The 21,974-nt window shown below is 68.7% G+C and carries 23 protein-coding genes and 1 tRNA gene; 14 read left to right on the top strand and 10 right to left on the bottom strand.

What is annotated here, in order from left to right; translation table 11 throughout:
- The first annotated feature begins 47 nt into the window (after window positions 1-47).
- A complete protein-coding gene (locus N0B31_RS10075; protein WP_260643735.1) occupies window positions 48-791 on the top strand; it encodes an NAD(+)/NADH kinase in 744 nt (247 codons plus the stop codon).
- Window positions 792-931: 140 nt separating this feature from the next.
- Here N0B31_RS10075 and N0B31_RS10070 read toward each other — a convergent pair whose 3' ends face one another.
- Both N0B31_RS10070 and N0B31_RS10065 read right to left on the bottom strand, forming a co-directional pair.
- Entirely contained in the window at window positions 932-1,393 is a 462-nt protein-coding gene (locus N0B31_RS10070; protein ID WP_260643734.1) for a DUF7313 family protein, read from the bottom strand.
- A gap of 84 nt (window positions 1,394-1,477) precedes the next feature.
- On the bottom strand, window positions 1,478-3,835 hold the full coding sequence (locus tag N0B31_RS10065; RefSeq protein ID WP_260643733.1) for a DUF2298 domain-containing protein: 2,358 nt from the start codon (window positions 3,833-3,835) through the stop codon (window positions 1,478-1,480).
- Window positions 3,836-4,047: 212 nt separating this feature from the next.
- On the opposite strand from N0B31_RS10065, the gene N0B31_RS10060 reads away from it, so the two are divergent.
- From N0B31_RS10060 to N0B31_RS10045, 4 genes are all read left to right on the top strand, one after another.
- Window positions 4,048-4,809, top strand: a complete 762-nt coding sequence (locus N0B31_RS10060; RefSeq protein WP_260643732.1) for a glycosyltransferase — start codon at window positions 4,048-4,050, stop codon at window positions 4,807-4,809.
- A gap of 1 nt (window position 4,810) precedes the next feature.
- The gene (locus N0B31_RS10055) at window positions 4,811-5,311 is read left to right on the top strand and encodes a GtrA family protein (protein WP_260643731.1); all 501 of its coding nucleotides are present in this window, start codon (window positions 4,811-4,813) and stop codon (window positions 5,309-5,311) included.
- A 68-nt stretch (window positions 5,312-5,379) separates the two neighbouring features.
- Window positions 5,380-5,454, top strand: a tRNA-Met gene (locus tag N0B31_RS10050).
- A 110-nt stretch (window positions 5,455-5,564) separates the two neighbouring features.
- Entirely contained in the window at window positions 5,565-6,794 is a 1,230-nt protein-coding gene (locus N0B31_RS10045) for an RNA-guided endonuclease InsQ/TnpB family protein (protein WP_260643730.1), read from the top strand.
- A gap of 738 nt (window positions 6,795-7,532) precedes the next feature.
- Here the strand turns inward: N0B31_RS10045 and N0B31_RS10040 are convergent.
- From N0B31_RS10040 to N0B31_RS10015, 6 genes are all read right to left on the bottom strand, one after another.
- Window positions 7,533-8,102: a flavodoxin domain-containing protein gene (locus N0B31_RS10040; RefSeq protein ID WP_260643729.1), complete on the bottom strand. Its 570-nt coding sequence runs from the start codon at window positions 8,100-8,102 to the stop codon at window positions 7,533-7,535.
- Between the two features lie 70 nt (window positions 8,103-8,172).
- On the bottom strand, window positions 8,173-8,742 hold the full coding sequence (hpt, locus tag N0B31_RS10035) for a hypoxanthine/guanine phosphoribosyltransferase (RefSeq protein WP_260643728.1): 570 nt from the start codon (window positions 8,740-8,742) through the stop codon (window positions 8,173-8,175).
- Between the two features lie 52 nt (window positions 8,743-8,794).
- Window positions 8,795-10,711 (bottom strand): hypothetical protein, encoded by a 1,917-nt coding sequence (locus N0B31_RS10030; protein ID WP_260643727.1) that lies wholly within the window; start codon window positions 10,709-10,711, stop codon window positions 8,795-8,797.
- The gene (locus N0B31_RS10025; protein WP_260643726.1) at window positions 10,708-11,211 is read right to left on the bottom strand and encodes a hypothetical protein; all 504 of its coding nucleotides are present in this window, start codon (window positions 11,209-11,211) and stop codon (window positions 10,708-10,710) included. The genes N0B31_RS10030 and N0B31_RS10025 overlap by 4 nt, the downstream gene beginning before the upstream one ends.
- A gap of 106 nt (window positions 11,212-11,317) precedes the next feature.
- The gene (locus tag N0B31_RS10020; protein WP_260643725.1) at window positions 11,318-11,764 is read right to left on the bottom strand and encodes a type IV pilin domain-containing protein; all 447 of its coding nucleotides are present in this window, start codon (window positions 11,762-11,764) and stop codon (window positions 11,318-11,320) included.
- 3 nt (window positions 11,765-11,767) lie between these two features.
- Window positions 11,768-12,199, bottom strand: coding sequence for a type IV pilin domain-containing protein (locus N0B31_RS10015; RefSeq protein WP_260643724.1), 432 nt, complete (start codon window positions 12,197-12,199; stop codon window positions 11,768-11,770).
- Between the two features lie 542 nt (window positions 12,200-12,741).
- Here N0B31_RS10015 and mbhE point away from each other — a divergent pair.
- The 9 genes from mbhE to N0B31_RS09970 all read left to right on the top strand — a co-directional run bounded on the left by mbhE (window position 12,742) and on the right by N0B31_RS09970 (window position 20,061).
- Window positions 12,742-15,282, top strand: coding sequence for a hydrogen gas-evolving membrane-bound hydrogenase subunit E (gene mbhE / locus N0B31_RS10010; protein WP_260643723.1), 2,541 nt, complete (start codon window positions 12,742-12,744; stop codon window positions 15,280-15,282).
- On the top strand, window positions 15,275-15,748 hold the full coding sequence (locus N0B31_RS10005; RefSeq protein WP_260643722.1) for an MnhB domain-containing protein: 474 nt from the start codon (window positions 15,275-15,277) through the stop codon (window positions 15,746-15,748). The genes mbhE and N0B31_RS10005 overlap by 8 nt, the downstream gene beginning before the upstream one ends.
- A 52-nt stretch (window positions 15,749-15,800) precedes the next feature.
- The gene (locus tag N0B31_RS10000; RefSeq protein ID WP_260643721.1) at window positions 15,801-16,205 is read left to right on the top strand and encodes a sodium:proton antiporter; all 405 of its coding nucleotides are present in this window, start codon (window positions 15,801-15,803) and stop codon (window positions 16,203-16,205) included.
- Window positions 16,198-17,841 (top strand): complex I subunit 5 family protein, encoded by a 1,644-nt coding sequence (locus N0B31_RS09995; RefSeq protein WP_260643720.1) that lies wholly within the window; start codon window positions 16,198-16,200, stop codon window positions 17,839-17,841. Before N0B31_RS10000 ends, N0B31_RS09995 begins: the two co-directional genes overlap by 8 nt.
- Window positions 17,838-18,521 carry a Na+/H+ antiporter subunit E gene (locus N0B31_RS09990; RefSeq protein ID WP_260643719.1) on the top strand — a complete coding sequence of 228 codons (684 nt, stop codon included), beginning with the start codon at window positions 17,838-17,840 and terminating at the stop codon, window positions 18,519-18,521. Before N0B31_RS09995 ends, N0B31_RS09990 begins: the two co-directional genes overlap by 4 nt.
- Window positions 18,511-18,795: an MrpF/PhaF family protein gene (locus tag N0B31_RS09985; protein WP_260643718.1), complete on the top strand. Its 285-nt coding sequence runs from the start codon at window positions 18,511-18,513 to the stop codon at window positions 18,793-18,795. Before N0B31_RS09990 ends, N0B31_RS09985 begins: the two co-directional genes overlap by 11 nt.
- Window positions 18,795-19,214: a monovalent cation/H(+) antiporter subunit G gene (gene mnhG / locus N0B31_RS09980; RefSeq protein WP_260643717.1), complete on the top strand. Its 420-nt coding sequence runs from the start codon at window positions 18,795-18,797 to the stop codon at window positions 19,212-19,214. The genes N0B31_RS09985 and mnhG overlap by 1 nt, the downstream gene beginning before the upstream one ends.
- Before the next feature lie 90 nt (window positions 19,215-19,304).
- Window positions 19,305-19,454: a zinc ribbon domain-containing protein gene (locus N0B31_RS09975; protein ID WP_260643716.1), complete on the top strand. Its 150-nt coding sequence runs from the start codon at window positions 19,305-19,307 to the stop codon at window positions 19,452-19,454.
- Window positions 19,455-19,578: 124 nt separating this feature from the next.
- The gene (locus N0B31_RS09970; RefSeq protein WP_260643715.1) at window positions 19,579-20,061 is read left to right on the top strand and encodes a DM13 domain-containing protein; all 483 of its coding nucleotides are present in this window, start codon (window positions 19,579-19,581) and stop codon (window positions 20,059-20,061) included.
- Between the two features lie 4 nt (window positions 20,062-20,065).
- On the opposite strand, the gene N0B31_RS09965 is transcribed toward N0B31_RS09970, so the two are convergent.
- Both N0B31_RS09965 and N0B31_RS09960 read right to left on the bottom strand, forming a co-directional pair.
- Window positions 20,066-20,314, bottom strand: a complete 249-nt coding sequence (locus tag N0B31_RS09965) for a hypothetical protein (RefSeq protein ID WP_260643714.1) — start codon at window positions 20,312-20,314, stop codon at window positions 20,066-20,068.
- A gap of 99 nt (window positions 20,315-20,413) precedes the next feature.
- A complete protein-coding gene (locus N0B31_RS09960; protein WP_260643976.1) occupies window positions 20,414-21,967 on the bottom strand; it encodes a TrkH family potassium uptake protein in 1,554 nt (517 codons plus the stop codon).
- Between the last annotated feature and the right edge of the window lie 7 nt (window positions 21,968-21,974).

The following is a 21,974-nucleotide window of genomic DNA, read 5'->3' as shown; positions in this document are numbered from 1 at the left end:
GCGGCGTATCCCGCAGGCTTTTGCCGGGGCGGTCCGACGAGCCGAGTATGGACGGACCGTCGGAGGGCGCGGGTGTCGTCGGCGTGGCCGGTGAGCACCCGGCCGTCGTCGACGCGCTCGTCGACCGCGGGGTCGAGACGGTCCAGGGGGAGGCTCGGTCGGTCCTCGAGAGTGACCCGGACGTGGTGGTCGCGGCCGGCGAACCCGCGGTGGTCGACCTCGTCCGTGCCGGGGTGGACGTGCCGGTGCTCCCGTTCGGTGCGGGGGCGGCGCTCCGGTCGGTCCCGGCACTCGGCGTCGACGCCGTCACCCACCTCGTGCGCGGCGCGTTCGACACCGTCGAGCGGCCGCTCCTCCGTGCGGTGACGCCGCTCGGCGAGACGGTGGCCCTGTTCGATCTGATGCTCGTCACGGACGAACCGGCCCGAATCTCGGAGTACACCGTCTGGTGTGGTGCGGAGCGCGTCCAGAGCTTCCGGGCGGACGGTGTCGTCGTCGCCACGCCGGCCGGGTCACAGGGGTACGCCCGCGCGGCCGACGGTGCGGTCGTCGCCCCCGGCACGGGCGTGGTGTCGGTCATCCCCATCTCGCCGTTCGCCACGAACGTCGACTCGTGGGTGCTCGACGAGGACAGCGTCGGCCTCCGGGTCGAACGCGACGAGACACCCGTCGAACTGCTTGCCGACGGCCGATCCTCGGGTCTGGTGGTGGCGGGCGAGCGACTCCGGATTCGCCGCGACGGGAGTCTGACGCTGGCCGTCGTCGAGGAGAGTCTGGGATTCTTCGACTGACCGGGCAGGCAGCTGACTGTCGCGGGGCAGTGCGGTGTCGTCGAGGACACTCACCCGCCGCGAGCGGCGCAGTTTTCGTCCAGTTCCTGCGAGGAGCGGTGCCCGCGAAGCGGGCACCCGACGAGGAAACAGTGGTGGCGTTAGACGATTCCGTTCCAGACCGGCGCGATGACGAAGAACAGCGTCTGGTAGGCGATGTAGAGCAGGCTGAGGAACGACGCGGCGATGGCGCCTTTCGGCCGCTCGATGGGGATGCCACGGCGGGCTTCGACCTTCCGGGACTCGAACTCGAACAGGTCGGTGATGAAGACGCCGAGGAACAGCACGGAGAACACCATCCCGCCGTGCGGCTCCACGGTGAGGTAGTAGAACGACCCGACCACGAGGAGGAAGTTGGTGGCGACGCGGCCGGCATTGCGGGTGAGCGCGTCGGCCCCCCCATCCTCGGCCTGTGAGACGTGCTGGTTGTACTCGACGGCCCGGAACACCATGTTCACGACGAGCAGTCCGAGCAGCACGTACGTGATGTACGGCGCCAGATACGTATCGACCGGCCCGAACAGCGAGAACAGGTCACCGGTCGCCAGGGCGAACGTGTCCATACCCGCAGGTGTGTGGCAAACGCATTAGAAGGTTTCTACTCCCCGTCGGCTCCCGGCGGGCCCCTGTGCCGGTCTCGGTCCGCCTCAGCCCGCCAGCGCCGACTGGTCGACGCGGTAGATGGTCACCGCGTCGAACGACTCGGCCACCGTGACGCCCGCGTTGTCCGTGACGGTGATGGAGCCGTAGCGGTTGCGCTCGGCCGGGCCGACGTAGACGTACTGGACGTCGTACTCGGCGAGCAGGGCGGCCTGCTCGGCCTCCGACCCGGTGTAGATGGTCTCGACGTCGTCGACGCGCGCGGCGAACACCTCGCCGCCGCGGTAGCCCCGCTCGTGGTACCACCCGGCGACGGTCGGCACCCCGGTCAGCGAGGCGGGAGCCGACGCCCCTCTCCCGGTCGAGGGGTCCCACCGGTAGCCACCGGGGGCGGCGGTGACGATGGTGGGCGTCCCGGAGAGCGAGTCGACCCAGCCGATGGCCTCGGCCTCGCGCGGGTGCTGGATACCGACGAACGTGACCGCGTCGAGAGTGGGGCCCACCTCGTTGGCGGTGGCGCTGCCGCGCTCGAAGTGCTGCGGGAGCGCGAAGCCGGCGTACAGGCCCGTCGAGAAGACGAGGACCACCGCGAGGACGGCGCCCGCGACGCGCCACGAACGGTCCGGGCCGACGAACGCGGGGAGCGAGTCACGGCCGACCGCGGTGAGGCGCGCGAGCATCACGCCCGCCGCGACCGACCAGAGCATCCACACCTGTGCGTAGGTCTTGAAGACGGTGTTGAGGCGACCCGGGCCGGCCTCCTCGACGACGTAGAGGAACTCGACGAGCAGGACGATGCCAAGTCCGCCGATCATCAGGAGCGTCTCGAAGCCGGCGTCGGTCCGGGTCCGCAGCAGATACCAGCCGGTGACGAGCAGGGGGGCGAACAGCGCGAGGCCGGCGAAGCCGAACGACCACGCCGCCAGCGAGAACAGCACGACGGTCGCGAGCGTGAGGTACGGCTGGGAGACCGCCACGAGTCCGCGGCGGGCGACGTAGGGGACGAACACGAGGAGGAAGCCACCGTGGACGAGGAGGAGGCCGCCGAGCGCGCTCCGGTTGACGCCCGGGACGACGCCCACGGAGCGGCCGGAGGCGGTCCCGAGCCAGAAGGGGAGCGACCAGAGCAGACCCAGCAGGGCGAGGCCGGCGGCGAGGACGAGCGCCCCGCCGGTCCGGGTGAGCTCCTCGCGGAGGAGCTGGCGGCCGGTGAGCGCGACCCCGCCGTCCGCTCTGGAGTCACCGCTCCCGTCCGCCCGGGCCGGCTCGGGCACCAGGTCGGCGAGCCGTGGGGGCAACAGCGACAGCGGCGTGGCGGGTGCGAACGCGAGCGTGAGCCACGTCACGCCCAGCACCGTCGGGAACGACCAGGTGTTGACGACCGCGACGAGGCCCGCCAGCGGCGGCACCGCGCCGAAGACGAGCAGTCGCCGGCGCATGAGCGCCTCGGCGGGGGTCCGCCAGTAGGCGAGACAGATGGCCGCGACGAGCAGGAGGAACCCCGTGCTCGTCATGTGTGCGTGGAGGTCGCCGTTGAGCCACGCGAAGATGGGGAACTCCGTGATGAGCGCGAAGGCGTCGGGATTCGCGGGCTCGGAGGACATCACGCGACTCGCCGACCAGTAGGAGAACTCGGTGGGGCGCCACGCGAGCGCCGACTGCGGGAGGCCTACGGCGCCCGCGACGGTCCCGGCGAGCCCCTCGGGGAGCAGCCAGAGGAGCGTCTGAGCGGCGGTGTAGAGGTTCGCTCCGAGCGCGACGAAGAACGCGCCGAGGCCGGCGGCCAGCCGGTTCGAGACGCCATAGTCGTCGGCGATGGCTCCGGCGAGCCCGTAGGCGGCGGTGACGACGGTGGCGTAGAACCCCGCCAGCGCGAGGTTGTAGGCGTAGCGCGGCGCGGTGAACGTGAGATCGGTCAGCAGCGCCGTGATCAGGTGTCCGCCGTAGTAGTACTTCACCGGCTCGCCGGCGAACCACATGTCCTCGGGCGGGAGGACCGGCGCCCGCAGGAGCGATCGCAGCAGGCCGTAGTCGAGGAACTTCTCGCCGCCGATGGGGTGGACGGCAGGGTCGACGGCACGCACCGCGACGAGGAGGACGAACGCGAGGACGAAGACGGCGCTCGACTCGGCGAACGCGCGGTAGTCGAGGTCGGCGTCGGCACGCTCGCCGACGAGGTACGACCCGGCCACGAGGACGACGAGCCCGGCGACGAGTGCGGGCCACCCGAAGGCGAGGTGACCGACGAGGTAGCCCACGACGCCGAGGACGGCGAGGGCGACGGGCAGGGCGAAGGCGGCGCCACGGTCGGGGAAGCGAGGGAACAGTGCGCCACACAGCGGGAGGGCGGCGAGTGCGAGCGCGAGGTACGTCGCGGCCCAGACGACGACGAGGCCGTACTCCATTACCGCGAAGACGGGAGCGGGTCCCTATATCCCTTGTGACCTCTCTCGTGGCCGTCACCTGGCGTCTGCCGCCCGACGGCGTCCGCCCGCCGACTGCCGAGTGTCCGACCGGTTCGCCGTATCCGTTTTCTCTCAGAAGTATTGACTAATCTTACCCTAACGCGTTCGCCGAGGCGAACGGCTTTTCTCCCGGCGCACGGTGTAGGTGAGCAATGAGTGGTAGCTTGGGTGTGGTGGTCCCGGCCTACGAGCCGGACGTCGAGTTGCTCTCGACGTACGTCCGTGGGCTGGACGAGCGGTTGGCGCCCGCCACCATCCGGATCGAGGTCGACGCCCCCGACCCGGACGTGGTCGACGCGCTCGAGTCCCTCCCCGCGGAGGTGTCCGTCTCCCCCGAGCGCCGGGGCAAGGGTGCCGCTATCACCGCCGGTTTCGAGGCGCTGGCGCCGGACGTGGAGTACCTCCTGTTCGTCGACGCCGACGGTAGCACCGCCGCGGAGTACGCCGCCCACGTCGTCGAGGCGGTGTTCGACGGCGCCGACGTCGCGGCCGGCTCCCGTCGTCACCCCGAGGCACGCGTGTTGAGCCACCAGACGTTCGCTCGCCGGCGGCTCGGCGACGCCTTCGCGTGGACCGCCCGCCGGCTGCTGGCGGCGAAGCTCTACGACTACCAGTGTGGCGCCAAGGCCATCACGACGGCCGCGTGGGAGCGGGTCAGACCGCACCTCTACGAGCCGGGGTTCGCGTGGGACGTCGAACTGCTCGCGGTGGCGGGTGCGCTCGACCTCGACATCAGGGAGGTCCCCATCGAGTGGGAGGACGCCCCCGAATCGACTGTCGACCCCGTGCGGACGACGCTCGACATGGGTCGGGCGCTGTTCGTCGTCCGCCACCGGGCGAAACGCATCGGTGACCGCTCCCCGCCGCCGGCGACGCGGGCGCGAGAGGAGACGGCACTCGTGGAGCGCGAGTGAGATGAGCACCCAGTCCATCGGCGACCAGCTCCGGTCGCTCCTCTCGGTCGTCCGCTTCGGCCAGTTCGCCTCCGTCGGCGTCGTCGGCGCCGTCTGCGACAACGCCGTCCTCCTGCTCAGCTCCGAACTCGGGCTGGCCGCCACACTCGCGGGCTTCCTCGGCGTCCCCCACCTCGCCCCGGAGGTGGCGAAGGCACTCGGTATCGAGACGGCCATCGTCGTGATGTTCCTGCTGAACGACAACTGGACGTTCCGGAGCGCCGACGGCGGGGGGACGAGCCGACTCCGACGACTGCTCACCTCCAACCTCGTCCGCGTCGCCGGCATCGCCGTCCAGCTGGTGGTGTTCTCGTTCGTCTACCGGGCGCTGTTCGTCGACCTCTCGGCGTTCGGCGTCGACCTCTGGCTGCTGGTGGCCTCGCTCTGTGGCATCGGGCTCGGGATGCTCGTCAACTACGTCACCGAGTCGCTCGTCACCTGGCGCGTCCACGAGACGAACTGACACGGGGAGAACTCCCGGACGGGAACCGCATCACAACCCTTAAACGGCGCGTCGGATTACGAAGAGGTAGCGGGATGGGATAGCCAGGAGATTCCGCCGGGCTCATAACCCGGAGATCAGAAGTTCAAATCTTCTTCCCGCTACTTTTGCCGAAACAAACTCTCTAAAGCCTGCTCTGTGACGTTTCGGCCCAAATTAGATATCTTGACCGCTCCGGCGAGAGTTCAAATACCAGCACGCGCCACGAGGCCTCGTGGCCGACTACGAGTACCGAACGGCGGTGAAGCGCCTGCGCGCGAGCGAGGAAGCCCGAGCGCTGCTGGAGCGGACGCTCTCGGATTGGCACGAGGCGTGCCGACTGGCGACCGAGTGTGCGTGGCCACACACGACCGATGCGCGGACGATCCAGTCGATGGCGTACGACGCCATTCGAGAGCAGACTGACCTGGGCAGTCAACACGCGATTCTCGTGACGAAACAGGTCGCGTCCGCGCTGAAGACGTGTGCGGATCGCCGTGAGAAGGGGCTCCCGACGAGCAAGCCACGCTTCCGCGCGCCAACGCTGACGTACGATGCGCGGTGTCTCTCGCTGTTCGACGACGGGACGGTCTCGCTCGCGACGGTCGAGGGTCGAGTCCGGTGTGACCTGTGCTTGCCGAGCGATGGGGAGGGGTATCAGCACCAGTTCCTCGAGGACGAGGCGTGGTCGCTGACGGAGAGTACCCTGTCACTCCGTGATGAAGAGCTCAGACTCCACCTCGGGTTCCGTCGGCCGCTGAGCACGGTGGAGACTGCCGGGAACGGAGCGGTTCTCGGAGTCGACCTCGGTGTCGAGAATATCGCGGTGACGAGCACGGCGCGGTTCTTCTCGGGCCGTGAATTGGCACACGTCTGTCGCGAGCACGCGAAGCGTCGGCGTTCACTCGAACGGGTCGGGAGTCGTGCTGCGCACCTAATCGTCGAGCGTCTCGGGAGCCGGGAACGCCGGTACATCCGGAATCGGTTGCACGAGGTGTCTCGGGCGATCGTGGACGAGGCTTCTCGCTACGACTGTTCGATCATCGCGCTGGAGAACCTCTCCAGCATCCAGTGTCTGGTCTCCCGAGCCGAGTTCTCGCACTACTGGGCGTACGCGGCGCTGGCCCGGTTCGTCGAGTACAAGGCCGAAAGCGAGGGAATCGAGGTGGTCTTCGTCGCACCGCGAGGAACCTCACGAACGTGTGCCGAGTGTGGGTACTGCGACCAGTCCAACCGGAGGGATAGAGCGACGTTCCGGTGTCTGGAGTGCGGCGCGAGTGCGAATGCGGATTACAACGCCGCGAAGAACGTCGCGATGCGAGCGGTCCGTGGCGGCCAACAGTCGTCGTCACGGACGGGCACCCGTCGGTGTGCCCTGAAATCGGGGACGGTGAATCCGAATGGGGCGTTCCACCCCTACCCAGTCGGGTCCGAGGAGGAGTCCGCCGATGAGTCGGCTGCGTAGCCGACCACCGATATCTATCTCCCGCTCTGGAGCTGGGACGCTCGTTGCTGAACCGTGGTTCTCACCGGTGATACGAACACTCGGATTCGGGCGGCAGAGCCGAGTGTCCCCACGAATTCGCACGATGAGCCGCGAGGAGACGTGAACGAAAGGCTCGGACGATGGCTGTGGACACACGGCTCCAGGCGAACGAGAGCGGCTCCGGCCGAGATAAACCGTCTACAGTCGCCTCCAGCCTCGAACACCGAGTTGAATCCCCGAGAGAGACACCGTGCCGAGCGGTGGGTGAACGATGCGGGGCGGCCTGTCTCGCGGATTTGCAGTGTACGAATCCGGTCGTCTGGGGACACCTCGTGGCTGTCAACGTCCCTTTCATGTCTCGGTGGGCGACGTCGACTCCCTGACGCACGAGCACGGTCGGTGACCCCCCTCGGATATCGATAGCTCCCGTGGGCTCCGTTTCGACGCGCTGGCGAGCCTGAGACACTCGGACACGGCCATTCACGATAGTGATACTCCGGGAGATATTGTGGGTGTCAGTGGTCGGAGCGGACTGGAGAGGGACTCTCTGTGCCTCTCGAGCCGTTTCAACTCGGATTCTGTGTGTCCGATTCGGTGCTGCAGGACTTCGATTCACCGACTCGAAACTGGAAACGTCGCCGTGGCGGTCTCTGGCTGCTGTGTCCGGCGTTTGCTGAGTGTCCGTCGACGCGAGGAGCGGTCGCCGCCGGGACTCGGTCAGTCGGCTCGCGGCGGCACCACACCCAGTCTGCCTTCGACGAACGCGGCGACGTCGTTGGCGAACGCGTCCACGTCCGCCCAGTCGGTGAACTCCGTGTCAGTCCCGGTGTCCACGTCTGGCATGTTCTCCTTCACGATGCGTTTCATCATGAACCGGGTGAGGAGGCCGTACTCGGAGAAGCGCAGGGCGCCGCCGAAGAGCCCGATGCGGTCGGGGTGCCAGTCGGTCCGCTCGAACAGCTCCTCGGCGTACTCGGCGGCCTCGGCAGCGCCCTCGTCGGTGGCCGAGGAGAGCGAGACCTGGAAGAACGCCGTCGGTCTCCCGGCGAGCGCCTCCCGGTGTGACTCGACGAACCGCCGGACGGCCTTCTGGTGCTTGCCCATGTGGATGGAGGCACCGACGAGCACCGCGTCGTGGGCCTCGACGTCGACGTCGGCCCCGCCCCCGCCGCCGAGTTCGACCGTCGTGGTCTCGTGGCCGCGCTCGGCGAGCGCGTCGGCGATGCGCGTCGCGACTTTCGTGGTCTGTCCTTCACCGGTCGCGTAGACGAGGAGGAACGACACCATCGGTCCACCGGACGCGCGGCGGACGTATCAGCCTGCCATTGGCCTGTGCCAGTCCCGGTCGGGAGACGGACTAGCCGTCGCCCTGCTCGTCGACGATGACGACTTCGTCGCCGTCCATGCGGATGTTGACGAGCGTCTTGGCCTCGTAGTCGGTCCCTTCGAGTTCGTTCTCGCCGCCCTCCTTCTTGATGACGGCGACGACGTCGACGACCTCGGCACCGACCTCGTCGAGCGCGCCGGTGATGGCCTTCAGGGTGCCGCCGGTCGAGAGCACGTCGTCGAGGACGAGCACGCGGTCGCCCGGCTTCACGTCGTTGACGTACATCTCGGACTCCGAGTAGCCGGTGACCTGCGAGAGCGCCACCTCGCCCTCCAGCCCGTACTGGCGCTTGCGGATGACGACGAGCGGGATGTCGGTCATCAGCGAGACGGCCGTCGAGATGTGGATGCCCATCGCCTGTGGCGTGACGATCTTGTCGACGTCCTCGAGGTCGGCCTTCCGGATGATCTTGATGACGACCTCGCGCAGGAGCGAGGGCTCGAGCATCGGCACCCCGTCGCTGATGGGGTGGACGAAGTAGTGGTACTCTCCCTTCTGGATGACGGGCGTGTTCCGCAGCGACTCGACGAGTTGGTCCATGTCGCCGGTGCGGGTGGCCGGTGCTAAAGCCTGATGGAACGGGACGGGATGGTCAGAACACTGGCACCAGCGGCAACAGGAACTCGCCGCTCGTGACGTGATACAGCCGCGAGAGGAGGACGAACGCTGCCGTCGCCGCCGCGGCGAGCCCGAGCGAGATCGCCCCCGCCGCGAGTGCCCGCGGGTCGTCGCTGTCCAGCACCGTCAGACCGAGGACGACAGCGGCGACCAGCCCGGCCGTCGCGAGGTTCAACAGCGCGTGGGCCTGCGCGGACTCGCCGACGCTCGCGTCGACGAGGACGAGGCCCGCGAGCAGTAACTGCCCACCGACGAACACGCTCGCGAGGAACGTCCACGTCAGGAGACGGCCACGCTCGGCGACGATTCGGCGGACCGCCGGCAACCGGACGACGGCGTAGAGCCCGAGGACGTAGATGGGGTGGAGGTAGCGGACGGTGACCTGTGCGTGGATGGGGAGGCTCGGGAGGTAGAGCGCGAGCATCCCGAGCGTGTAGACGAGCGCGAACACGTCGAGGACGGCGACGGGTCGGTCGAGGGACGCGCGGAGACTGGTGCCCGAACGCCGCACGTACCGGCCCACGACGACGGGGGCGGCGACGAACGCGCCGAGCAGCGGCATGCTCTCCAGCACGGAGAGGTCGATGGCCTGCGCGCCGTTGTTGACGCTCACGCCGTCGATGTAGCCGCTCCGGACGAACGTCTGGTAGACGGACGTCGGGTCGGTGAGAGGCCGGAGCAACCCCTCGGCGACGCGGAAGGCGGCACTGCGTGCGATGCTGAAGAGACCGGGGCCGTTGCTCGCCGCGGCGGTGGCCGCGGCGTTGCCCGCGGCGGCCCCACCAGCCCCGCCCGCGCCGTCGGCGCTCGTCCCCACCAGCGACGAGACGGCCGGGCCGTAGTCCGGGAGGAATCGCGGCGGGAGCACCGGATTGCCGGAGATGGCGTAGTTCGTGAGGAGGAACGGCACCAGCGAGCAGAGCACGACGCCACCGAGCATCGCGGTCTGCCGCACGTCGAGGCCACGGAGTCCACGCGTCCCGAAGTCCGCCACGCCGACGGCGAAGAGGAGCAGCGCCCCCTCGGGTGCGTGCGTCCACGCCATCAACCCCGGCCAGACGTAACTCAGCGCGCGGAAACGGAACGCCTCGGTGTCGGAGTCGGCCGTTCGCGACCGATACAGCGTGTAGAGCGCGCACATCACGAACAGCGCGGTCACGGTGTGGCGCTTGGGGAGGTCGGCCCAGTACGCGACGGGCGAGGCGAGGACGAGCGTGACGCCCGCGGCGAGCCCGAGTCGTCGGTCGTAGAGTTCGGCGACCAGTCGGTAGCCCAGTACGCCCACGAACGCCGCGGCGACCATCGTCGAGAGCTGGAGACCCATCAGCGCCGCGTTCGTCGGGTCGAGGTCCGTGGCCAGTGCGACGTTCAGTCCGAACGCGGCCAGTGCGAGCACCGAGCCAGCGACGGTGAACAGGTCGGGGCGCTCGACCTGCGTGCCGACCGTGTAGGCGAGCGCGAGCAGGCCGAGACTCCACAGCCCCGCGACGGCGAGCCGCGGGTCGAAGACGGTGAAGATGCCACGGAACGCGGCGGCGAACGGGAGCGCGAAGAACAGCTGGCCGTAGTTCCGGCCGTAGAGCTTCCCGTCGACGAGGTGCATCCCGGGCGTGTTGAAGCGGTCCTCCGGGCCGTAGAAGTGCTGGAAGTAGGGGGCGCTCTCGAGGTGGAGCTGGCCGTCGAGGAGTGCGACGAGCGTGTTGGCGATGGTGTAGTTGTCGTTGATTCGGACGGCGGTGGCCCACCAGAGTGCGAACAGGAGGACACTGGCGAGGAACAGCGTGAGCCCGAGTCGGTCGCCGAACAGGCTTCGGCCCACGGACTTGAGCGTCGCCGTCACCTCTTCGCGGGTGCTCTCGTACTGCTCGCTGTCGAGCGACGGCGTGCTCATCGCTTCACCTCGACGGTGACGTTCGTCCGGTGGACGACTCGCTCCTCGTCGTTGGCGAGGACACCGACGACGATCTCGGCGGGGTACTCCTCCACGCTCTCGTTCACCCGCTCGCGCTGGACGGTGTCCTCGGCGAAGGGGACGGTCATCCGTCCCTCGTCGGCCTCCGTGACGAAGGTGTTGCGCGAACTGACGAAGACGAGTCCGGAGACGCGGAGCTTGTAGACGAGGATTGGCTGGCCGACCACGTTCGAGAGGGTCACGTCGGCCGAGTCCAGCCGGAGGAAGTACGCACCTGCGCCGAAGTCCGACTGGACGAGTCTGGCTTCGTCGGGCACCGAGTGGACAGTGACGTTCATCGACCCCTGTCCGGGGCCGAACGAGTCGTCTACCTCTGGTGCGGGCGAGAGGTCCGCCGCACCGACGAGCGGACCGGAGAGGAGGGACGTGACGAGGACCACGGCGACGGTGAGTGTCGCGGCGAGCCGACCGGCTTGCATTGGATTAGCGTTGGTCAGTCATCTGATAAAGGCATCGTGACTTCTGCACGGGGAGTCGTCACTCGGCGGGTGATAAACGGAAGAAACGAGCCGAGAGTGGCTCTATTTAGCTCGGGACGGTTCCGGACGCGACGGTCGCGGTGTTGCCGCCGTTGGCCGAGGTCCAGATGATGCGGACGTCGGTGCCGTCACCCGCGCCGTTTAGCGTAGCGCTATCGCCAGCGCTCACGCCACCGGAAAGCCCGAAGGCCTCGCTGATGGTGGCCGAACTATCGTCCGTCCCCTGAACGACAAGGCTGTTCGTGTTCTCGTTGGTGAACGTGTCGCCACCGTCGTGGGTAGCCACGACTTCGTAGGAGTCAGCGGTGGATCCGTCCTCGGTGTAATCGAAGCTGAAGGTTGCCTGCGGCGCATTGTTCTGCACTTGGTCACCCAGACCGAGCACGAATGTGCCGATAACGGCCGCCAGAATCACCGTGATGGCGACCATCAGGATGACGCCGATGACCGGCGACACCGCGTCCTCGTCCGTGAAGATGTTCTTGATATCCATTGTTTAGCTCGGGGTGGTACCAGAGGCGACGGTTGCAGTGTTACCGCCGTTGGCGGAGGTCCAGATTACGCGGACCTCTGTGCCGCCACTAATAGCACTCGTGGTTGCGGAGTCGCCGGCCGATATGTCGTTGGTAGCGACATTGAAGTCACCAATTTCACTTCCATCAGCGTTCACCGTCAGCGACTGCGTGTTTTCGCTGTTGAACGTATCACCGCCGTCGTGGGTTACGACGACACTACCATCTGACCCATCGAAGTTATTGTAGTCGAAGCTGAAAGTCGCCTGCGGCGCGTTGTTCTGTACCTGGTCACCGAGTCCGAGCACGAATGTGCCGATCACGGCGGCGAGGATGACGGTGATGGCCACCATCAGGATGACGCCGATGACCGGCGACACCGCGTCCTCGTCCGTGAAGATGTTCTTGATATCCATTGTTTTCCTTCCGCGCCCGTTGGGCTCCGTGGCCGGCAGGATTATGACACCGCGCACCACAGTGGTACCCGTACTGGCGCACGGGGAGGTTGAGGCCAGCCCAGCGCGCCGGTGCCCGCCGTCTTCTGCCCGGGTCGCGTAATTCCGACGTACACTGACGAGCACATAAAGGTTGAGGGGAGTTCACCAAACGTCAGACGCCCCACGCCAGTGCTAAGTCTACATTAAGGTCCGAAAACGGTCTCTGAGACTTTCTCACGCGATTTCAGAGCGCGTACAGAATGTCCGAATCGCCGCTCTGTGCCGGGTTCGACCCTCTCGAACGCCGAACGGTCGGTCACCGGTCCGCTCACCCCCGTCGAGGCCGGCTAAATGGGTTGTTACACACTCACCTCAGGGTGCGGGTTTATATGGGGGTGCGTCGGAGGGGGTCGCGACACCGGCTCGGCACCTCGCGCGCACGGACTCACACGGTAGCCTGGGCGGCGGGTTGGCGACCGGCTTTGAGAACACCTAAGTCGCGCCCGTGGGTCGGATAGCCCGTGCAACCGAGTCCCCTCGTCGTGCTCGGAGCGCTGGCGCTGCCCTTCGTCGGGGCGGCGCTGACGCCACTCGTCTACCGTCTCCTCGGCGAGCGGACCGCCTACTACGCGGCGGCCGTCGCGCTGGGCACGTTCGGCCTGCTCGCCAGCCAGTTCGTCGCCGGCGTCGAGGGGGCCGTCCACGTCCCGTGGATCCCCGAACTCGGCGTCTCGCTCACGTTCTACCTCGACGGCCTCGCGTTCCTCATCGCCTTCCTCGCCAGCGGCGTCGGCGTGCTCGTCTTCACCTACTCCGCCGGCTACATGCACGGCGAGGAGGGACTGCTGAAGTACTACGCCACGCTGCTCGCGTTCATGGGGTCGATGGTGGGCGTCGCGCTGGCGGCCGACCTCGTCGCCCTGTTCATGTTCTGGGAGTTCACCTCCGTCACCTCGTTCCTGCTCATCGGCCACCACCAGCGCGACCCGGAGTCGGGCTATGCGGCCCGCAAGTCGATGCTCATCACCGTCGCCGGCGGCCTGTTCATGCTCGTCGGGTTCCTCCTGCTCGCGTTCGTCGCGGGCGGTACGGAGATCGGCCGCACCTTCACCCTCGTCGGCGGTGAGGCCGTGACCCTCACCGGCGAGACCGTGATGCTGGAGTCGATGATCGGCAACGCCGACCTGATGCGCGAAGCCCTGACCGCCTCCGGCCTGTTCGTCCCGACGATGTTGCTGGTGGGGATGGGCGCCATCACCAAGTCCGCACAGGTCCCGTTCCACGGCTGGCTCCCGAACGCGATGGCCGCACCCACGCCCGTCTCGGCGTTCCTCCACAGCGCGACGATGGTCAAGGCCGGCGTCTACCTCGTCGGCCGGGTCCGGCCGCTGTTCCTGCCCGAACTCCCGACGCCGGACTGGATGCTCGTCTTCGCCACGCTCGGGTTGTTCTCCATGACCGTCACCGCCATCCTCGCCGTCGGCGCGACCGACATCAAGGAACTGCTCGCGTACTCGACGGCGTCGCACCTCTCGCTCATCGTCGCCGGCTTCGGCTTCGGCGGCGCGGCGGGCGTCGAACTCGGCGCCGAGACCGGCGCCTTCCACATCTTCAACCACGCCATCTTCAAGGCCACGCTGTTCCTCGTCGCCGGCATCATCGCCCACGAGGCCGGCACGCGGATGATCGACGAACTCGGCGGATTACGCGAGGAGATGCCCATCGTCGCCGGCATCACCGCCATCGCCGCGCTCGGGATGGCCGGCGTCCCGCCGTTCAACGGCTTCTGGTCGAAGGAACTCCTGTTCGAGACGGCCTACTACGTCGCCGAGGCCGAGGGTGGCATCTTCTGGCTCTACCCCGCCGTCGCCGTCTTCGGCAGCGTGTTCACCTTCCTCTACTCGATGAAGTTCCTCTCGCTGTTCTTCGGCGAGAAGCCCGACGCGCTCGGGCACGTCCACCGACCCCCGGTCGCGATGCTCGCCCCGCCCGCGCTCCTCGCGGCCATCGCACTCGCCGTCGGCCTCGTCCCGCAGTTGGCCATCGACGCCATCGTCCAGTCCGCCTTCGAGTCGGCGCTCCCGCCCGGCGTCGAGGCACACGCGCTCGAACTCTCGCTGGTCAAACTCCTCGACCCGACGCCGTACCTCGGGATGAGTCTCCTGACCATCGTGCTCGGCGCGGCCGCCTACACCCAGTACGACCTGCTCCACGGCGCCGTCCTCCGCGCGATGGCCGTGCCGGTCACGAGCCCCGACTGGTACTACGACCGGACCGTCGCCGCGTTCGGGCGCGGCGGTGCGCTCGTCGACCGCTACGTCCAGACCGGCCTGTTCCGCACCTACGCACAGGCCTACCTCCTCTCCGTGGCGGGCCTCGCTCTCGCGGGCTACGTCGCCACCGGCGCGGCGCTCCCCGCCTTCGAGGGCATCAACGTCGCACTCCCCATCGTCTTCGTCCTCCTCGTCGCCGTCGTCGGCGCGTTCGCCGTCGTCGGCGCTCCCTCGCACGTCGCGGGCGTGCTCACCCTCTCCATCCTCGGGTTCATGGTCGCCGTCTTCTACGTGCTCGCGAGCGCGCCCGACCTCGCGCTGACACAGCTCGTCATCGAGACGCTGTTGCTCGTCATCTTCCTGCTCGTCCTCGACCGCCTGCCCGCGTACTACGGCGACATCGGGCGCCGCGAGGGGATCCAGGACGTCCTCGTCGCGGGCACCGTCGGCGTCGCGGTGTTCTTCACCGTCCTCCTCGCCACCGGCGCCAGCCCGGACGACCCCATCTACCGCTACTTCCTCGAGACCGCCCCGGTCCCGGCCGAACACGGCCCGTTCTTCTTCGACGCCGGCGGTGGAGGGAACGTGGTGAACGTCATCCTCGTCGACTTCCGGGCGTTCGACACGCTCGGCGAGATCTCCGTCGTGGCGATGGCCGCCCTCTCGGTGCTCGTCCTCGTCGCCATGCGCGGGCGCGGGCGGGGACAGGACCGCCCCGACAGCGAGACGGCCGCGGGCGAGGTCGACGCGCCCGCCAGCGCACACAACGGGGGTGCCAGCGATGACTGAGCGCGACACCACCGTCATCGCCCGGACCGTCACCCGGACGGTCGTCCCGATAATCGTCCTCGTCTCGGTCGCCCTGCTGTTGCAGGGACACAACCTCCCGGGTGGCGGCTTCATCGCGGGCGTGCTGACCGCGACGGCGTTCGCGCTGCTGTACGTCATCTACGGCATCGACAGCGTGGGTGACTCGCTCGTCCGGCACCCCGACGGCTTCCCCATCGCCATCCTCCGGGGGCCGACCGCGGCCTACTCCCGAGCGTTCACCGTCGGCCTCGCCATCGCTGTGGTGGGTGGCCTCGGCTCGATACTGCTCGGGTTCCCCTTCCTCACCCAGGGGGTCGTGTTCCTCGAGCACGTCCCGCTCTACGAGGAACTCGAGGTGGCGAGCGCGCTCATGTTCGACATGGGCGTCTACTTCGTCGTCGTCGGGGCCCTCCTCACGATCCTCGCGGTGGTGGGTGCCGAATGACCGAGTCCACGCGAGCCCCCGCGAGCGTGGGGGTTGTCACGGGGTGGTCGCCGTGACTGAGTTCGTCCTCGCCCTCGCGCTCGGCACGCTGTTCGCCGTCGGTACCTTCCTCGTCCTCCGACGGGACGTGGTCCGCGTCGTCTGGGGTGTCGTCATCATCTCGCAGTCGGCCAACGTCTACCTCGTCACCGTCGGCTTCGGCGCGACCGGCGCGGGGACGGCGCCCGTCCTCGGTCACGGCGGTGGCGCGGCGAGCACGGTCGACCCGCTGGTGCAGGCGCTCGTCCTCACCGCCATCGTCATCGGCTTCGGGACGACGGCGTTCGCGCTCGTCCTGACCTACCGCGTCTACGAGGAGCAGGGGACCATCGACATGCGTGGCCTCTCGTTCCTCGACGACGACGCGCCGCCACGCGTCGGCGACGGGGAGACCGCACGGGAGGTGAGCGATGACTGAACTCGCCCTGCAGGCGTCCCTCGCGGGCACGCTGGCCGCACAGGCGCCGGTCATCCCGCTGCTCGTGGCGCTCTCGACGGCTATCCTCGCGCTCGGAACGCGCGTCTACCCCCGTGCCCAGCAGGGTGTCTCGCTCCTCGGTGCGGGTGCCTACGGCGTGGCCGTCCTCTTCCTCGCCGTCCGCGTCACAGCGGAGGGTCGACTCGTCTACCAGGTGTCCGACTGGGCCGCCCCGTTCGGCATCACGCTCGTCGCCGACGCGCTCTCGGTGCTGATGCTGGGGCTGGCGGCCGTCGTCTCGCTGGCGGCGCTCGTCTACTCGCTCGAGTTCGTCGACCAGCGCGACCAGCGACTCGCGTACCACCCCCTCTACCACCTGATGGTCGTCGGCGTCACCGGCGCGTTCCTCACCGGCGACATCTTCAACCTCTTCGTCTGGTTCGAGGTGATGCTGATGTCCTCGTACGTCCTCGTCGTGTTCTACTCCGGGCCGGCACAGACCCGTGCGGCGCTGCTCTACACGGTGCTCAACCTGCTCGGGAGCGCGGTGATGCTGCTCGCCATCGGTGGGCTCTACGCCACGATCGGCACGCTCAACATGGCCGACATGGCCCGCCGGCTCGCCGACCCCGCCGCGTTCGGCATCGACCCCGCGCCCGTCCTCGGGCTCTCGGCCGTCCTGCTGACCGTCTTCGCGCTGAAGGCGGGTATCGTCCCGTTCCAGTTCTGGGTGCCCGCGGCCTACCGGGCGGCGCCGGCACCCGTCACCGCGATGCTCGCCGGCGTCGTCAAGAAGGTGGGTATCTACGCCATCGTCCGCCTCTACTTCATGGTGTTCGCGGCCGCCACCGTCCCCGTCTCGTTCCCCGGTATCGGTGGCCAGGGGTTCCTCGCGTTCTTCGGGCCCGTCCTGTTCGTGATGGCCGCAGCCAGCATCTTCCTCGGCGGCTTCGGTGCCGTCTGGCAGGACGACATGGACGGTCTGCTGGCCTACTCCAGCATCGGCCAGATCGGGTTCGTCGTCCTGCCGCTCGCCGTCGCCGCGACGGTGCCCGACCTCCGGGCGCTCGGCGTCGCCGCGGCGCTCGTCTACGCCGTCAACCACGGCCTCGCCAAGTCGCTCCTCTTCCTCGTCAGCGGCGCGGTGCGGACGGCGACGGGGACGTGCGAACTGCCGAAACTCGGCGGGCTGAGCGAACACGACCGCGTGCTCTCGGCGGCCTTCTTCGTCGGTGGGCTCGCCCTCGTCGGTATCCCGCCGCTGACCGGCTTCTTCGGCAAGTTCCTCGTCTTCGACGTGGCCGGCCGGGCCGGGTCGACGCTCGGGCTCGCCGTGGCGCTCGGCGGCGCCATCCTCACCATCGCGTACGTCACGCGCGCGTGGAACCAGGCGTTCTGGGGCCGGCCGACGGACTACGTCATCGGCGCCTCCCGGAACGGCGTCCTCGTCGGCGTGACGGTGGTGCTGGCGGTGTCGGTGGTCGCCCTCGGCGTCGGCTTCGACCCGCTCGTGGGGGCGGCGAACGCCGCCGCCGAGGCCGCCCTCGACGTCGACGCCTACGTCGAGGCCGTGGACCCCGACCGGTTCGTCCCGAGCGACACCGGCAGTGGCGGCCACGGAGGTGGTGGTGAGTGACCCGCAAGTGGCCGCTCTCCGGGCTCGCCCTCGCCGTCCTCTGGCTGTTCGTCCGTGGCGTGGAGGCCGGCCCGACGCTCGATGCGACGCTCCGGAACGTCGCCGGCGAGTTCCTCATCGGTCTCGTCGTCGGCCTCGCCGTCGCGTTCGCCATCCGGCGGTACTTCGCCGACCAGCTTGCCGTCGACCAGAGCATCCGCGTGGTGCCGGCGGCGCTCGCGTACCTCGTGACGTTCTTCTGGGAGCTCCTGACCGCGAACGTCGACGTGGCCTACCGCGTGCTCGCCCCGTCGCTCCCCATCGACCCCGAGGTGGTCGCGGTCCCCCTCCGCGTCGAGAGCGACGTCGCCATCACCACTATCGCCAACTCCATCACCCTCACGCCCGGCACCCTCACCATGGACCACGACGCGGAGACGAACACGCTCTACGTCCACGCCATCTCCGCGAAGGACCGCGAGAGCGTCCTCGCGCCCATCCGCCGGTGGGAGGACTACGCGCTCGTCATGTTCGAGGGGCGCGACCCGAGTCTGGAGGTGCCGCGCCGCCCCGGCCCGGAGACGCCCGAGCCCGACGCGGCCACCGACGGCGGGGCCACCGTCGCTGGAGCGACCGCCGCCGACGAGGAGGGCACGGTCGCTCCCGCCGACGACACGGGAGGTGAGTCCGATGGCCGCTGAGGGACTGCTCGGCGACGTCGTCCTGTTCGGCATCCTCGGCGCCATCGTCGTGACCCTGCTCGCGGGCTACCGCGTCATCCGTGGGCCGACGACGCCCGACCGCGTGGTCGCCCTCGACACCATCGGCACCACCGTCGTCGCCATCGCGGTGCTGTTCGCCATCGACTCCGGCAGCGGCTTCTTCATCGACGTGGCGCTCGTCCTGACCATCATCGGCTTCATCAGCACCATCACCGTCGCCCGCTACGTGACGGAAGGTGATATCATCGAATGATGGACCTCCTCGTCCCTCTGGTCGCCGACGGTGGCGGCGCCACGCCCGGTGGTGGCCCTGTCCGCACGGCTGTGACCATCGCGCTCGTCCTCGTCGGCCTGTTCTTCCTCGGCGTCGGTGCCGTCGGACTCCTGCGACTGCCGGACGTCTACAACCGGATGCACGCCACCTCGAAGGCGACGACGCTCGGCGCCGCGAGCGTCTTCCTCGCCGGGTTCGTCCACTTCGGCCCGCAGGGCGCCGGTCTCGTCTCGCTCGTCGGCATCCTGTTCCTGTTCCTCACCGCGCCGACCGGGGCGCACATGATCTCGCGTGCGGCCCAGCGGATGGGCGTTGACTTCTGGGGCGACGTCACCTGGCCCGGCGGCGAGGGCGTCGACGACCCCACGCGCGAGGGCGCCGACCAGACCGAGCGGTGACGCCGCGTCGGCCCGTCCCGGGTATCCACCCGACGTGACCGGATCACTCGGTCGGTAACAATGTCTCGGAGGGTAGACTGTTCGGTACACGTGCACACACTCGTCCAGCGACTCGTCCTCGGTGGCCGCCGGTCCGACCCCTACGTGGAGTGCCGCGACTGCGGCACCACGCTCTCGCCGCCCCCGGTATCCTGTCCTTCGTGCGGGTCGGACGACGCCGTCCACTACGACCTCTCCTAGGGGCGGAGCCGACGGGACCGGACTGGCCGTGTGCTCCGACTCGTGACACACTCGGTGGGCAGTCGGCCGAGATTCTAGTCCGACCTCGAAGAACGGCTTTAGCCTCCGGGAGCCACCGAGTGGCATGCAGAACCGGACCGTCGTCGCACTCGGTGTGGCCGCCCTCTCCGTGGTGGGTGGCGTGTTCGTCTTCGACGTCTTCTTCGCCGCCGAGGCGTCGACGCAGGCGGTGGACACGCCGCTCCCCGAGGGGGCCGTCGTCCTCTCCGAGGGTCGCTTCGAGGGGAAGGCCGGGCACGACGTCTCCGGCCGCGTCCAGCTGGTCGAACTCGACGGCGAGCACTACCTCCGGTTCGTCGACTACGACCAGGAGCAGGGGCCGGACGTCTTCGTCTACCTGACGCCAGCCGAGGACCCCGACACGGGCGCCGAGATCGCCGCGGGGCGTCGCATCCTCGTCGACGGTGGCGCCGACGGCGGCGAGTCGACCGTCGAGGGGACGTTCCTCCAGCGAATCCCGGGCGACGTCGACCCCGCCGACTACCGGGGCGTCGGCGTCTGGTGTGACCGCTTCCGCACGCCGTTCGGGGCGGCCACCCTCCGATGACGGCTCAGCGCTGGTCCCCGATGGTCGTCTCCGGGTTCGGCGCCAGCCACGAGCGCACCACGTGGTTGACGGCCCGCAGCGTCTCGAGACAGGTCAGCTCCGGGTGGCCCTCCGCGTTCCCCTCGTAGAACGCCCCGCTGGTCGTCAGCCCCAAGAACGTCTTGAAGTAGCGCGTGCCGTCGCTCGTCTCGTGGGGGAGCCACGCGGCGTGGACGGCACGCGTCGCCGGCTGAATCCCCGCCCGTCTCCACACTCCTGTCTCCGTGGAGGTCCGGTCGTGGCCGCCAGTTCGCGCCGGCAATCATAACAGTTGGCTGGCATACTCTGGACGACCGTTCACGGCGTGAACGGCCTACGAGCGCCAGTAGCCGCCCGTCAGCAGGACGAGGACCGGGATGATCTCCAGCCGGCCGACCCACATCAGGAACACCATCAGGAGCTTCGAGACGTCCGGGAACCAGAGGTAGGAGCCGAACGGTCCGAGGTCACCGAACCCCGGCCCGACGTTGCCGATGGTCGAGGCCGCCGCGCTCATCCCCTCGAGCACGGTGAGGGTCTCGTCCCCCGTGCCCCCGGCGACGACGATGAACACGGTCGAGACGCCGAACAGCAGGAAGTAGATGAGGGTGAAGGCGTAGATACCCCGGACCGCCGACTCGTCGATGACGTGCCCGCCGAGTCGGATGGGGCGGACGGCCTCGGGGTGGACGGTCGTGAACAGCTCGCGGCGGGCGGACTTGAGGATGACCATCCAGCGGATGATCTTGAGGCCTCCACCGGTCGAGCCACCGGAGCCGCCGACGAACATGGCGAACAGGAGGAAGTACTTCCCCGCGGTCCCCCACTGGGCGAAGTCGCTGGTGGCGTAGCCCGTCGTCGTCACCATCGCGAGCACCTGGAACACCGACTGTCGGAGCGAGTTCTCGAAGTTCCCCTGCGTGACGCCGCCGAGGTCGAGCACGGGCGCCATCCCGGTGAACAGCATCCCGGCGAGGACAGCGGTGAAGATGCCGACGATGCCGAAGTAGGCGCGGAACTCGGCGTCCTCGAACAGCCTGCGCGGTTTCCCGCTGAACACCCGCCAGAACAGCGCGAAGTTCGTCCCTGCCGCGAACATGAACGGGATGACGACCCACTGGACCGCCCCGGAGAACGCGGCGATGGACTCGGCCTCGGGCGAGAAGCCACCGGTCGGCATCGTCGTCAGGCCGTGCGCGACGGCGTTGTAGAGCGTCATGTTCGGCGCGAGGTCCGGCCAGCCGACGAGCGGGCCGGCCACGTGCATCCCGTAGAGGATGCCGATCTCGAGCAGCGTCAGCCCGAAGTAGATGAGCCAGAGGACGCGTGCGGTCTCGGCGATACGGGGAGTGAGCTTCTCGATGCCGACGCCGGGCGCCTCGGCCTCCATCAGCTGGGCACCACCGACCGACAGCTCGGGGAGGATGGCCAGCGCGAGGACGACGATACCCATCCCGCCGAGCCACTGGCTGAGCTGTCGCCAGAGCAGTATGGCGTGCGAGTGGGTGTCGAACGAGATGTCGCCCATCACCGTCGCCCCGGTCGTCGTCACGCCGCTCATCGACTCGAACAGCGCGTTCACCGGGTCGCCGAGCGTCGAGGTCGGCGAGGTGGCCTCGAACACCATCGGCACGCCGTGGGCCGCCAGCAGGTACGGGACCGCGCCCATGAAACTCACGAACAGCCACGTCGCGGCCACCATCAGGAACCCCTCGCGGGCGCCGATGTCCGGGTCGGGGTCGAGCCGCTCCATCGCCACCCCGACGCCGAACGTCAGGACGACGCTCACGACGAAGGTGGGGACGTCGGCACCGTAGTAGACCGCCACCGCGAGCGGCACGAGCAGCGGGACGGCGAGGAACTTCAGCACCGTCCCGACGAGACTCATGGAGGCC

The sequence above is a fragment of the Salinirubellus salinus genome (assembly GCF_025231485.1).
GTDB lineage: Archaea > Halobacteriota > Halobacteria > Halobacteriales > Haloarculaceae > Salinirubellus > Salinirubellus salinus.
This window is presented reverse-complemented; position numbering and strand designations above follow the sequence as displayed.